Source organism: Roseobacter cerffii (assembly GCF_054226325.1).
Map to the genome: position 1 here is coordinate 686,267 of NZ_CM135757.1, position 12,121 is coordinate 698,387.

Genomic DNA, 12,121 nt, shown 5'->3' on the forward strand with positions numbered 1-12,121 from the left:
GGAGCCATTTTCACAGGACTGCTCTCTACAGGGACGGTTCAAAAACGAATTTCATAACGCGGCGCGCACGGCGATCTTGAAGTCACGGTTTGTGCGGCTGTTTGGCCTCCGCTGCTCATAACTACGTTAAACTCAACTACTCCAACGAAAAACTGCGCAAGAAGTGGTCCGGCGGAGTTCTCGATCTGACAACCAAGCGTTGAAGCTCGGCATCGTCTCGGTCTCCATCGATCCCTGTTCTGACCAATGCCGTTTTGAACCCGGCTGAAGCGCCTCCGGCAATATCGTGATGTAGACTGTCGCCGATGCAAAGCGTGGCCCTTGGACCTGCACCCTTCAACATGGTCCGTGCGTATTCGTAGATCTTGGCATGAGGCTTTCCAAACCACCGAACTTCTCCGCCCAAGTCTTCAAACATCTGGGCCAGATATCCGGCCGACTCCGTGATTCCGTCGGGTGTCAGCATCTTCAGATCTGGATTGGTGCAGATGCATGGTATCTTTCGCGCCGCAAGCCGCTGCAGAATTGGCTTGTAGAAAGCGATTTCGCGCGACGGATCACGGTTGACGATCAAAAGAACATCCGCGGCCTCCAGATTGTCGGTGCGGCGCAGAGGCAGATCGTCGAAAGGTGAAGGATCATCATCCCGCAGGATCACCAGCGCTTGCGCTTGGTGCGGGATTTCCTTCCCAAGCGCTCCGCGTAAATAACTATGCGCGACCTCGCCCGAGGTGAGAACGGTTTCAAAGTGGCTTCGGTCAAACCCGTTCTGAACCAGTCGTTCGTTGTTTACAGCAGATCGCTTTCCAGAATTGGACAGGACAACCACCGGCTTCCCGCGTGCGGCAAGATCACCAAGGGCTTCTGTCGCGCCGGGGTAGGGACCGTCACCGCTCATGAGCACGCCAAACTGATCGATCAGAAACGCATCGTAGCGGTCGAACACTTGGGTGAGACTGTCGTAGGTCAAGCTCACTGTCGCATCCCATATCGCGCCAGGACCGCCGCACCAAATGCGGCTTGGTCATTGCGTGGACTTTGCATATCGACGCAGAGGGCGCGTGCTCGGATCTCGGTCCATGCAGTATTCTTCGCGCCACCTCCAACCGTTCGAACCGAATTCACCGCAGGCGCACCGAGCTCGTGGAGTTTTCGATAGCCGAGGGCTTCGACATCCGCGATCCCTTCCAATACTGCCTGCAAGAACTCCACAGGCCGGTCTGGGCGTGGTGTCATTCGAGGCGGCAGAGCAGGATCGTTGATCGGGAAACGCTCGCCGGGTTGGCGCAGCGGGTAATAGGACAATCCCGAAGAGGCAGAGGTGTCTACTTCTTGGCTCAGAGTTTCGATCTCGTCTGCTGTGAAGTGGTCGAGCAGAACACCGCCGCCAGTATTCGACGCCCCTCCTGCGAGCCAAAGGCCCATGATATGATGCGAGTAGATCCCGCTTTCCGGTGCAAAGACCGGTTTGTCAGACAAAAGCTTCAACACGAGAGTTGTGCCAAGAGAGGTGACACCATCTCCGGCATTTGATGCCCCTGTTGCGAGAAAGGCCGCACACCCATCCGTCGTGCCGGAGAGGACTTGTGTGTCAGTGGGCAAGCCGAATTCGGATGCGACGTCCTTGAGGACAGAAGCAAGGGGCGTGCCGGGGCGCTTCACATCCGGAAGCATCTCCATCTTCGCGCCGGTCCTTGCAATCCAGTTGGGCCACTGTGCCTCCACCGGGTCGACCCCCGTTTTCAATGCATTATTGTCGTCGGATGAGGCCACACCGCAGAGGCAGGCCGCAATCCAGTCGGCTTGATGCAATATCTGAACGGCGCCGGGCGTATCTTGCAGCATCAAAACCTTTGCCAGGCCGCTGGTCGCACCATGTGCTGCGCTATTCGACGGGGCGTGCTGTGAGATGAGGTCCAGTATCGCATCGTCAGAGCAAGTGTCATTATACATGCGCCCGTCGGTTAGAGGGGTGTTGGCCCCGTCCACCGGCACCATGGTCCCGGACGTGCCATCGATGCAGATTGCCTTGACATGACGCCGCTCAATGCGAGAGCAAAGCTGCGCCAATGCGGCCCGCGCGGCACCAAGCCAGCTTTGCGGGTCGCGCAACGATTGACCGTGGCGCGCCATGGAGGACTGTCCGACACCGATCTCTTCGCCATTGGCTGACATCGCAACAGCACGGGCGCCGGACGTGCCGATGTCGAGGCCGATAAAGACGTCAGGAGGCATTCAACCGTTGCCGATACTTTTCGGCGTCCCAATCGAGAAGTTCCAGGTTTTGCTCGATGCTCAGATAGCTGAGCTCTGCATCCGTCGGAACACGGGCCAAAACATCTGCAAGACATCGCATCATAATCCGTGCAGGAAGGCTGGCATCCTTGCGTACGAGCGTTCCGGCACCGGGTACAGTTATCCATAGGGGTGGGGGAGCGCCTGCCCGCACAATGCGGTCAACACCCTGTTGCAGTGTTTCTCCCTCCTCCAAAACGGCGACTGCGATGCCACAGAAAATGACGTGATCGGGGTAGAGACTGCCTGCGACGACCTGCTGAACTCTGCCAGGATCGAGAGCCAATTGATGCAAAGCAGGATCGTCAGCAGGGGCATAGTCGCCTTCGTCGGACAATGCCCGCAGTGTCTTGAGGTCTGACGGCAAGACCGGGGCCGCCGGCAGTGCCAGCGCAGCATGCACCTGCGTCTGAAGGGCCGCGACCTCCGAGGTACTGCTTCCGGCAACGATCAGCCCATGATTGCCCAATATGACGACATTCGTGGTCGGTTTCAAAACGGCTTCGACATTCCGCGCGAGGGTCGCGCCGGGCTTTGCATAGTCGACATAGGCCCAATCCAGCCCGTGCAAGCGGGCAGCCAATAGGTTCGCGGCGTCCTTCCGGACCGCATGCGCAAGCGTGTGGATGCAATGGGTATGCAAGACAATCGGCTGGGCAAAGACGGCGTGCAGACTTGTTTCGATAGACGGACGCAGTTCTGTCTGTCCGGGCAACAGGAACTCCGCAGGTCGGTCCGCAGACCTTTTGGCATTTGCTAATGCGGCACGCATCTTACGCAGATCGGTGGCCACGAAAATGTCCTGATCGTTCGCATTTGCAAGCAAGGTTCCCGATGCCTTGATCCACATGACATCGCCGGACTTGAGTGAGGAATTCCCTCCAGCCCCTTGGATGTGCATCGTATCGGCGCCGAACCTTGCGGACAGTTGCTTGAGTTCGTCAAACCCCTCAGGCGGTTTTGGACATCCGGTCATGGAACCAAACCTCCAATCTCTCTTTTTCGGCGGAACTCAGATGCAGACCATGCTTGGTGCGCCTTACCAGCACATCTTGCGGGCTTCGCGCCCATTCGTTTTTGATCAAATAGAGAACTTCGGCTTCAAAGAGCAGCGCGCCGAAGTGCTGACCAAGACTGCCGAGGTTGTCACTGTCGCCGATAATTTTCCGCGCGTTTGTCCCGTAGAGCCGCGCGTAATGCTTGGTGAGGTCGCGCGGCAGCCATGGATATTCATCCTGCAAAGCGCCCAAGAAAGCTTCGAAATCCGCATCTGGCATATCGCCACCTGGAAGGCTTGTTTCGGCCGTCCAGGATGGGCGCATGTGTGGAAAGATGGTCTTCAACTCGTTGACGGCATGTTCAGCCAGTTTGCGGTAGGTCGTGATTTTGCCGCCGAACACGTTCAGTATGGGAGGGCCGCGACCGGTCTCCAGATCCAATACATAGTCACGGGTAACTGCGCTGGGGTTACCTTGCCCATCATCGAACAAAGGACGGACGCCTGAGAATTTCTCCAAAACGTCCGACACCCGAAGCTTTTGTTTGAAGTACCGGTTTACGGCAGCAATCAGATAATCGACCTCATCCTGATCCGCTGCCACGGCGTCAGGTGCACCATCGTAGGAGATGTCAGTCGTGCCAATAAGTGCCTTGTCGCCCTCGTAGGGATTGATGAAAATCACGCGTTTGTCGTTGTTTTGCACAAGGTAGGCCTGCTGGCCTTCCCAGAACTTCGGCACGATAATGTGGCTGCCCTTGACCAAACGAACGAGGCGCGTGGAGTTGCTGCGGGCGACGCGACCGATGACATCGTTCACCCATGGCCCCGCAGCATTTGCAACGGCCTTGGCGCGCACCTCGCGCTCGCGTCCTGTCTCTGTGTCCTTTAATACGGCGCACCATTGACCGCCCTCGACGTGGAGTGAGTGGACCGCCGTGCGCGTCAGGATTTCGGCACCCGCCTCTCTGGCGGCTACAGCATTGAGGACAACCAGCCTCGCATCATCAACCCAGCAATCGGAATACTCGAACCCTTTGGTATACTTGTTGATGATTGGCGCACCCTCCGGATCACGCTGCAAGTCCAGCACGCGTGTACCCGGCAGTTTTCGCCGTCCACCGAGATGATCGTACAAGAACAGGCCCAGCCGCACGAGCCATGCTGGGCGATCTTCCGGGCTATGGGGCAAAACAAAGCGCATCGGCCAGATGATATGCGGCGCGGCCTTCATAAGAACTTCGCGTTCAATCAATGCCTCTCGCACAAGGCGGAACTCGTAGTATTCGAGATATCTCAACCCGCCATGGACCAGTTTACCCGACCGGGAGGATGTGCCCTGTGCAAGGTCGTCTTTTTCGCAGATCATGACCGACAGTCCGCGTCCCGCCGCATCGCGCGCGATGCCAGCGCCGTTCACGCCGCCTCCCACAACCAGAAGATCGACCTGATCTGACATCAGTTTTTGCTCACCTCCTGCGGACCATACGACTCGAAGGATTTCGCGGTTTCGGCGATTTCTGCATCACTCAGGACATGCGGCTGTCCGGCAAGCAGGCTGTGGTAATACTGGCTGGCAATCAGTTCCAGCTCGCCGGCCAACCACATGGTGCGCGTCATATTCGGGCCGGCGACAACCATGCCGTGATTGGCCATCAGGCAGCCGTTTGCGCCCGCCATCGCCTTGATGACGGCCTCAGACAGTTCCGGTGTCCCGTAGCAGCAGTAATCTGCAACCTTGATCTCCGTCGTGCCAAAGGCGGCCATCATGTAATGCACTGCAGGGATCGGTTTGCGCAGGATCGAAAGGATTGTGGCAAAGGGTGCATGGCTGTGCACCACCGCACCGGCATCTTCGCGGCTGCGCAAGATGTCGCGGTGAAACCGCCATTCCGAAGAGGGCTTGCACGGGCCTTCATATGTGCCAGCGTCGTCGTCAATGCGGAGTTTGGCGACCTGTTCGGGCTCCATAAGCGCGGATGGAATACCCGACGGCGTGACCAGCATATGATCGCCCAACCGGGCGGAGACATTGCCCGACGCCCCCTTGTTCATCCCCTCGCGGCTTAGCTCCTGATAAGCTGCAACGATTTCTTTTCTCAGGTTGGTCTCATTCATGAATTTTGCCTCAACACAGGTTTAAAAGCGGTTCGCCGACAAAGTACCGGCGGACATCTTCGGCGAGGACCTCCGCCGCGTAGGTGGTGGTGCGCACGGATGCACCGGCGATATGGGGGGTCAGCGTCACATTGGGGAGCTGAAGCAACGGCCAGTCTGCAGGCACTGGTTCGACACCAAAGGTCTCGAGCATTGCGCCGCCAATCACGCCATCCCGCAAGGCCGTGTAGAGGTCGTCGTAATTGCACAACGGGCCGCGGGCGGTATTGATCAAAAGCGCATCGGATTTCATTCGCGCCAGACGTTCCTGGTTGATCATCTGGGTGGTTTCAGGAGTGACGCGTGGATGAAGTGTTACCACATCGCTCTGTTCCAACAGGGTCTCGAGAGAGACCTGTTCGACACCCGCCCCGGCATCCTCGGGGTCAAGCTGCACATAGGGATCGTGGACCAGGACATTGCTTCCGAACGCGCGCAGTAGTTTCGTGACGCGGCTGCCGATTTTGCCGTAGCCGATCACACCCACGGTCATTTCGTTCAGCTCACGTCCGGTCGTGTCGGCCCGGTAGAGATCGCCCCGCCAGTTTCCGGTTCGCAGCGCCTCGTGCCCGGCTCGAATTTTGCGACTTTCAGACAGAATTGCACCGATGGTGAATTCTGCTACCGCCGAGGCGTTCCGCCCTGGCACACGTGTCACCGCGACGCTTCGGGCACGCGCTGCTTCGATATCGATGTTGACAGGACCGCCGCGCGAGCACGCGATCAGCCGAAGATTGGGCAACCGTTCAAGCATCGCGTCCGTCATTGGCGATTGGTGCATGATCAGGACTTCCGCGTCGCCCACAAAACCCACGACCTGATCGAAATCGCCCAAGTATTCCTTGATCGTGACGGTTTGGTCTCCGGCATATCCATGCTCCACGGGACTGTTCGGCCAATCGTTTTGATCCAGTCGGCAGGTCAGATCGACAGCCTTGCACGCATTACGCAATTCCCGTTCGAAGACCTCTGGCAGCATAAAGTAGTCACCGATGATAGCGACGTGACGGCTCATGATCGTTGCCTCCTGAATTGCGACAAGTCTTGCCACGTTGGCCGAATGGATTCGCGAGATGACTGGTAAAGGCGAAACAGCTCGTCGTATCGCGCGTGCAATACTGGTAAGTGCGGCTCGGGCGCGGCCAGCGTTGGCGTCACCCAATCGTGAATACAGGCGGCCATGTCAGAGTAGGCACCAACTCCGACCGCAGCCATCATTGCGGCTCCCGCCGCTCCGGCTTCTTCGCGCGAGGACCGCTGGACAGAGACACCTACAGCATTCGCGAACGTGTCACGCACTGCATCAGATCGCGCCGCACCGCCGGTGAGCGTGACCGTATCTGGCAGATCCCCCATGGCAGCATAGCAATCGCGTGCCGCCAGCGCCAAACCCTCGACGGCGGCGCGCATAAGATCTGCAAACCCATGGGACATTGAAAAACCGATCAGATTTGCGCGTGCAGTCTGGTCGATAAACGGCCCGCGTTCGCCCGCCTCGGAGACATGTGGATGATAAATCAGGTGGGCCGGATCACTTTGGCCCAGCCAGTCCTCCATATGGCCCAATAGGTCCTCCCGGCCGGCATCGATCTGTAATGTCGCGCAAATGTCCGCCGCGAGGCCAAGCACCCAGTCTATGTTCATGGTGCCGGCCATATTCGTTTGCAACTGCGCCACAACACCATCGACAGGCATCAGCATCACGTATCCGGTACGTGCATCAGGGTTCAGCCGCACAGCACTGTCAGATTTGCAGGACACGTGAACGCCGGTCGTGCCCAGGATGGTGCAGCCTGTATCTTGGCCCGGCAGATAGCCGCCCCCACCCAACGCCGTGCAGACAACGTCGACATGTCCAAGAACAATTGGTGTTCCCGCAGGTAACCCGGTTGCTATCGACCCTTGCTGGCTTAGTGGATGCCGTGTTGCCATCCCGTCGCAGATGGGCGGCAGGAGGTGGCGAAAACCGGTTAAATCCAGAAAGTCCAGAATGGTGTCATCGTAGGTGCGACTGCGGAAATCACCGAATGTGAAGCAGGCCTCGGAAGGGTCTGTGGCACGCACACCAGTCAGTTTCAGATAAAGCCAATCCTTGCAGTGCAGCGCGCATTCCGCCTGTTCCAACTGATCGGGGAGCTGATCTTTCATATACGCCAGTTGCACGCCCTGTTGGCAGGCATTCAGGCCGGTGCCCGTGATCAGAAACCGCGCATTGTCGCCGTCGTCTTGGCGCAGTTCTTCGGCCAGGCCGCCAGCGCGCGCATCGAGCCACAGCCACCCGTCGCCCACCGGCGCGTCATCCTTGCCCACCAGCCAGGTGCCATCGCCTTGGCCTGTGACAGAAACCGCCACAACGCGCGAGGACAGATCGGGTATCATGTCTCCCAATTTACGCAGCGTGGCAGCGCAATCGTTCCAGGTGCGCTCCAGGGGCTGCGTGACCGCGCCGCCGGGGCCGTTGTCATAGCTGTTGGGGATTGAGGCCACCATAAGTTGATTGCCTTGCAGATCGAAGGCCACCGATTTCATGACCGAGGTGCCCGCATCAATGCCTATGATGATCTCTCCGCTCATCCGACCAGCGACGCCCCGTGAGAGACAGCACGTCCGGTTTGGGGATCGAAAATATGCAAATCGCTGGCATCCAGATGCACGGAGATTGCGTCGCCTTCGGACAGGTCCGCGCGATCATGTTCGACCAGCACCAGGCTGCCGCCGGCAAATGCGGCAGCGATATGGCTCTGATCTCCAAGCCACTGGTTCGCGAGCACCACGGCCGCCGCGCCACCTGATGCGCGACGGACCGCATAGGGCCGAACCCCAAGCGCGACCTCGCCGAGCCCCACGATGCGTTGATGCAGCTCGTCGGCGAAGGCGGTCTTGGGAAAGGAGAGGGTCGAGCCGTCTGCGAGTGCAAAGACCAGCGCGTCATCTGATACAGCAGCCCTTGCCGAAAACACGTTCATCGGCGGCTCACCAACAAAGGTGCCGGTAAAGAGGTTTGCCGGTGCCTCCTTGATCTCTTCGGGGCTTGCGTATTGCTGCATCTCACCGTCTTCCATGACGGCAATCTTGTCGGCCAATGCATTGGCCTCGGTTTGGTCATGGGTGACCAAGATCGCGGTCAGTCCGCGCTCCTTGATGTAATATTTGATCCGCCCGCGAAGGAGGGTGCGCAGTTGTGGTTCCAACTGCCCCATGGGTTCGTCCAGCAGGTAAAGGTCAGCCTCGCGTATCAGGGCGCGCGCCAGGGAGGCCCGTTGTTGTTGTCCGCCGGAGATAGACGTCGGGTAGCGCTCAAGAATATCCGTGATCTCAAGCATTTCTGCGACTTCGGTGACCTTGCTGGCAATGTCGGTCGCCGATTTGCCGCTACTTTTGAGCGCAAAGGCGATATTGTCACGTACCGTAACCGTCGGGTAGAGCGAGTATCCCTCAAACGCCATTGCGACATTTCGCTTGACCGGTGGCAGCATATGCACCTCGCGCCCGGCGATCAGGATGCTGCCCCGGCTCACGGCTTCGAACCCCGCAATCATCCGCAAGGTGGAGGTCTTTCCACAGCCGGAAGATCCCAGAAGTGCGATGATGTCACCGCGCGCGACGTTGAGCGAGACGTCTTTGACCGCGTGGACCCCCTTGTCCATTGGGCCGTAGAATTTATCGACGTTGCGGATTTCCAGCATTTGATCGGTCATGCCACTTTGCCCGCTGGGTTTGCGTCACCAGGCGGCACCAATGCCATGCTCTCGCGATCGAAAAGGAGCGCCGCACGTTCATTGATCCCAATATATGCCGGACCCTGCGCAGGCCCTGGTGTTCCTGCCGGGCGTGACAGCATGATTTCGCGCCCGCGCGCGGTTATGGCGAGCGTTACGGTCTTTTCGTTCAGGGGGGTCTCGGTTTCCACCGTGACGGGGATCGCCCCCCGTGTTTCAGTGGTTACGAAATGAAGCGCTTCGGGCCGCAGCCCTAAGATGCAAGGTCTGTCCACGCATTTGGTGTGGCTTTCAGACAAGACCACCGGCTGGTCGGAGACCATAGCATAGGGTCCGGCAGGCCCCATCTTGGGTGTCACATCCAAAAGGTTGATGACGGGGTCTCCGAAGAGACGCGCGATATCCGTGTTGGCCGGGCTGAGGTAAATCTCCTCTGGACTGCCGATCTGCTGAATCTGACCGTCGTTGATGACGGCGATCTCGTCCCCGAACGCCATGGCTTCCTTATAGTCTTGCGTGACGTAGATGACGGTGGCGTTCTGATCCTTGATTAAGCGCGGCAGCTCCAGCCGCATTTCGAACCGCAACTTGGCGTCGACGTTGCGCAGCGGATCATCGAGAAGAAGGACACCAGGCGCGCCCGCCAGTGCGCGGGCCAATGCCGTGCGCTGTTTCTGCCCATTGGAAAGCTCTTTGGGTTTGTGCCCCAGGACGTGATCGATTTTCAGCAGGCGAGCCAGTTTCTGCACGCCCGACTGAATGGTTTTTTTGTCATGCCTTTGAGCGGCAAGTGGCGCGCCAATGTTGTCCATGGCGGATAGGTGCGGAAACAGGGCAAAGTTCTGGAAGGCCATTCCAATGCCGCGGTCTTCAGGTTCGACGCCGGACATGTCACGCCCGGCGATGGTGATCTCGCCGGCATCCGGCTCGATCACACCTGCAATCAGGCGTAGCAACACGGTCTTGCCGGCTCCTGAAGGCCCAAAGAGAACCAGCGTCTTTCCAGTGGGTACTTCAAACGAAATGTCGTCGAGGACGACGTCTTTCTTGAAACTTTTCCGGATGGTGTTGAGCTTGAGCGACATAGCCTATCCCTTCACCGCGCCAAGCGACAGGCCTTCGACAAGATACCTTTGGGCATAAAGCGCCAAGGCCAAAACCGGTGCGATAGAGAGCATGATGCCCGCGGCAATCTGGCCATAGTTGATGCCTGCGGCGGTGATGAACGCCAACGCGCCAACGGTTACCGGTTGCTTGTCGGCAGAGGCAAGCACGAGCGCGAAGATGAAGTTGTTCCAAGCGAAGATAAAGGCAAGCAGACCGGCGGCCGCGATTCCGGGGCCTGCAAGTGGCAGCGCAACTTTTGTGAAGGTGGACCAGAACCCATGGCCTGCGATGCGGTGGGCATATTCGATGTCGCTCGGGATATCCTCGAAATAGCCGCGCACAATCCACAAGATCAGCGGCAGAACGATCAGCTGATAAACCCAGATCAGTCCAAGATAGGTGTCCGCCAGGCCGATCTTCTGGAAGTATATGGTCAGCGGAAGCAGGACCAGAAGCGGCGGCGCAAACCGAAAGGACAGCAAGGTAAAGGCGATATCCTCAGAACCGCGGAATTTGAGTTTTGCGAACGCATAGGCCGCAGGGACACCAAGGAGCAGACCAACAGCCACGGAGGTCACCGACAAGAACAAGGAGTTATAGAGATTACTCATAAATCTAATCTCCAAGGTCGCGGTGCTCCCCTCCAATGTGCCTGAGATCAGAGAGCGATAGTTGGTCAGGGTCGGCTCGAAGAACATCGACGGCGGAACCCGCAAAATGGTCTCGTTTGTCTGGAACGACATTAGGAAGATCCAGAAAATCGGGAACATGAAGAAGAAGATCACCAGGCTCAACGCGATGCCTCGCAGGATCCGCTCTATTGGACTGATCGCATACATCTTGCTCTCCTATGCCTCTCCGCGGGCGCGTTCACGCAGGCGCAGCCAATTCTTGATGAAGATCGTCGAGAGAATGTAGGTGATGACCCAAAGGATCATGAGAAGGGCCGCAGACCGCCCGACATTCGTCGATTGGAAGAAGTTCAGGTAGGCCTCGACCTGAAAGACCGTCAGCGTGTCGCCGGGGCCGCCTTGGGTCATGGCATAGATGATGTCGAACTGCTGGATGGACTCGATCACCCGGAAGAGCACGGCCGTCAGCAGGAAGGGCGTGAGCATGGGCAAGGTGATTTTCCAGAAAACGAACAGGCGCGGCACGCCATCAAGTTCTGCCGCTTCGAACGGCTGACACGGCAAAGATCGCAGCCCGGCCAGCAAAAGGATCATGATGAAGGGCGTGTAGACCCAGACGTCAACCATCACGACCGTCAACATTGCGGTTGATGGATCAGACGCCCACTTCATGTCCTCGATGCCAAATAGGGTCGCCCAATAACTGAGGACACCGAAGCCAGGGTTTGTCATGAGTTTCCACATCAAGGATGCGAGCGCAGGCGCGGTCATCAGCGGCATCAGCAGCATGATGGAGACAAAGTTGTTGAACCGTGTGCGCTTTTGCAAAAGCAGAGCGATGCCAAGGCCTAGCAAAAGCTCAATCCCGACCGTCAGGAACGCATAGGTCAACGAGACCTGAAGTGTGTTCCAGAAGGCCGGGTCCGTCATGAAATTCAGGTAGTTTTCGCCCCAGTTGTATTTCTGAGCCCAGGGTTGCGACAAGCGGTAGCGCTGCAACGAATATGCAACGGCCGTGAAGAATGGGATCAAGATTCCGATGCACACCAGCAAAGCCGGCAAGCTCAGGACATACGGCAGCATGCGCTTGCTGATTTTGACGCGTGGTTTTTGCGGCGCTTCAGTGGAGTGAGCGGACATGGACATTCAACCCTCGCGCTGAGATGGGTGCCTCAGTCGGTGACAGGGTGCCCCACCCCTAAGAGGGTGAGGCA

General features: G+C 58.1%; 11 protein-coding genes. All 11 read right to left on the reverse strand.

Annotated elements, in window-relative coordinates; genetic code table 11:
* Positions 1-136: 136 nt before the first annotated feature.
* Genes ACVC7O_RS03430 through ACVC7O_RS03480 form a run of 11 tightly spaced genes read right to left on the reverse strand, consistent with a single transcriptional unit; the run spans position 137 to position 11,939 of the window.
* Positions 137-976, reverse strand: coding sequence for a TIGR01459 family HAD-type hydrolase (locus ACVC7O_RS03430; protein ID WP_458324689.1), 840 nt, complete (start codon positions 974-976; stop codon positions 137-139).
* Positions 973-2,235: an FGGY-family carbohydrate kinase gene (locus ACVC7O_RS03435; protein ID WP_458324690.1), complete on the reverse strand. Its 1,263-nt coding sequence runs from the start codon at positions 2,233-2,235 to the stop codon at positions 973-975. The genes ACVC7O_RS03430 and ACVC7O_RS03435 overlap by 4 nt, the downstream gene beginning before the upstream one ends.
* Positions 2,225-3,271 (reverse strand): class II aldolase/adducin family protein, encoded by a 1,047-nt coding sequence (locus ACVC7O_RS03440; RefSeq protein WP_458324691.1) that lies wholly within the window; start codon positions 3,269-3,271, stop codon positions 2,225-2,227. The genes ACVC7O_RS03435 and ACVC7O_RS03440 overlap by 11 nt, the downstream gene beginning before the upstream one ends.
* On the reverse strand, positions 3,246-4,751 hold the full coding sequence (locus tag ACVC7O_RS03445) for a glycerol-3-phosphate dehydrogenase (protein WP_458324692.1): 1,506 nt from the start codon (positions 4,749-4,751) through the stop codon (positions 3,246-3,248). Before ACVC7O_RS03445 ends, ACVC7O_RS03440 begins: the two co-directional genes overlap by 26 nt.
* Positions 4,751-5,410: a class II aldolase/adducin family protein gene (locus ACVC7O_RS03450; RefSeq protein WP_458324693.1), complete on the reverse strand. Its 660-nt coding sequence runs from the start codon at positions 5,408-5,410 to the stop codon at positions 4,751-4,753. Before ACVC7O_RS03450 ends, ACVC7O_RS03445 begins: the two co-directional genes overlap by 1 nt.
* A gap of 10 nt (positions 5,411-5,420) precedes the next feature.
* Positions 5,421-6,464 (reverse strand): 2-hydroxyacid dehydrogenase, encoded by a 1,044-nt coding sequence (locus ACVC7O_RS03455; RefSeq protein WP_458324694.1) that lies wholly within the window; start codon positions 6,462-6,464, stop codon positions 5,421-5,423.
* Positions 6,461-8,023 carry an FGGY family carbohydrate kinase gene (locus ACVC7O_RS03460; RefSeq protein ID WP_458324695.1) on the reverse strand — a complete coding sequence of 521 codons (1,563 nt, stop codon included), beginning with the start codon at positions 8,021-8,023 and terminating at the stop codon, positions 6,461-6,463. The genes ACVC7O_RS03455 and ACVC7O_RS03460 overlap by 4 nt, the downstream gene beginning before the upstream one ends.
* A complete protein-coding gene (locus ACVC7O_RS03465; protein ID WP_458324696.1) occupies positions 8,020-9,147 on the reverse strand; it encodes an ABC transporter ATP-binding protein in 1,128 nt (375 codons plus the stop codon). The genes ACVC7O_RS03460 and ACVC7O_RS03465 overlap by 4 nt, the downstream gene beginning before the upstream one ends.
* Complete coding sequence (locus ACVC7O_RS03470; RefSeq protein ID WP_458324697.1) at positions 9,144-10,253, reverse strand: ABC transporter ATP-binding protein; 1,110 nt, start codon at positions 10,251-10,253, stop codon at positions 9,144-9,146. The genes ACVC7O_RS03465 and ACVC7O_RS03470 overlap by 4 nt, the downstream gene beginning before the upstream one ends.
* 3 nt (positions 10,254-10,256) lie before the next feature.
* Positions 10,257-11,114 (reverse strand): carbohydrate ABC transporter permease, encoded by an 858-nt coding sequence (locus tag ACVC7O_RS03475; RefSeq protein ID WP_458324698.1) that lies wholly within the window; start codon positions 11,112-11,114, stop codon positions 10,257-10,259.
* 9 nt (positions 11,115-11,123) lie between these two features.
* The gene (locus ACVC7O_RS03480) at positions 11,124-11,939 is read right to left on the reverse strand and encodes a carbohydrate ABC transporter permease (RefSeq protein ID WP_458324699.1); all 816 of its coding nucleotides are present in this window, start codon (positions 11,937-11,939) and stop codon (positions 11,124-11,126) included.
* Between the last annotated feature and the right edge of the window lie 182 nt (positions 11,940-12,121).

Coding starts and splice junctions, on each gene's coding strand:
- ACVC7O_RS03465 (WP_458324696.1), bottom strand. CDS start 9,147: ATGACCGATCAAATGCTGGAAATCCGCAACGTCGATAAATTCTACGGC.
- ACVC7O_RS03450 (WP_458324693.1), bottom strand. CDS start 5,410: ATGAATGAGACCAACCTGAGAAAAGAAATCGTTGCAGCTTATCAGGAG.
- ACVC7O_RS03475 (WP_458324698.1), bottom strand. CDS start 11,114: ATGTATGCGATCAGTCCAATAGAGCGGATCCTGCGAGGCATCGCGTTG.
- ACVC7O_RS03445 (WP_458324692.1), bottom strand. CDS start 4,751: ATGTCAGATCAGGTCGATCTTCTGGTTGTGGGAGGCGGCGTGAACGGC.
- ACVC7O_RS03455 (WP_458324694.1), bottom strand. CDS start 6,464: ATGAGCCGTCACGTCGCTATCATCGGTGACTACTTTATGCTGCCAGAG.
- ACVC7O_RS03435 (WP_458324690.1), bottom strand. CDS start 2,235: ATGCCTCCTGACGTCTTTATCGGCCTCGACATCGGCACGTCCGGCGCC.
- ACVC7O_RS03470 (WP_458324697.1), bottom strand. CDS start 10,253: ATGTCGCTCAAGCTCAACACCATCCGGAAAAGTTTCAAGAAAGACGTC.
- ACVC7O_RS03440 (WP_458324691.1), bottom strand. CDS start 3,271: ATGACCGGATGTCCAAAACCGCCTGAGGGGTTTGACGAACTCAAGCAA.
- ACVC7O_RS03460 (WP_458324695.1), bottom strand. CDS start 8,023: ATGAGCGGAGAGATCATCATAGGCATTGATGCGGGCACCTCGGTCATG.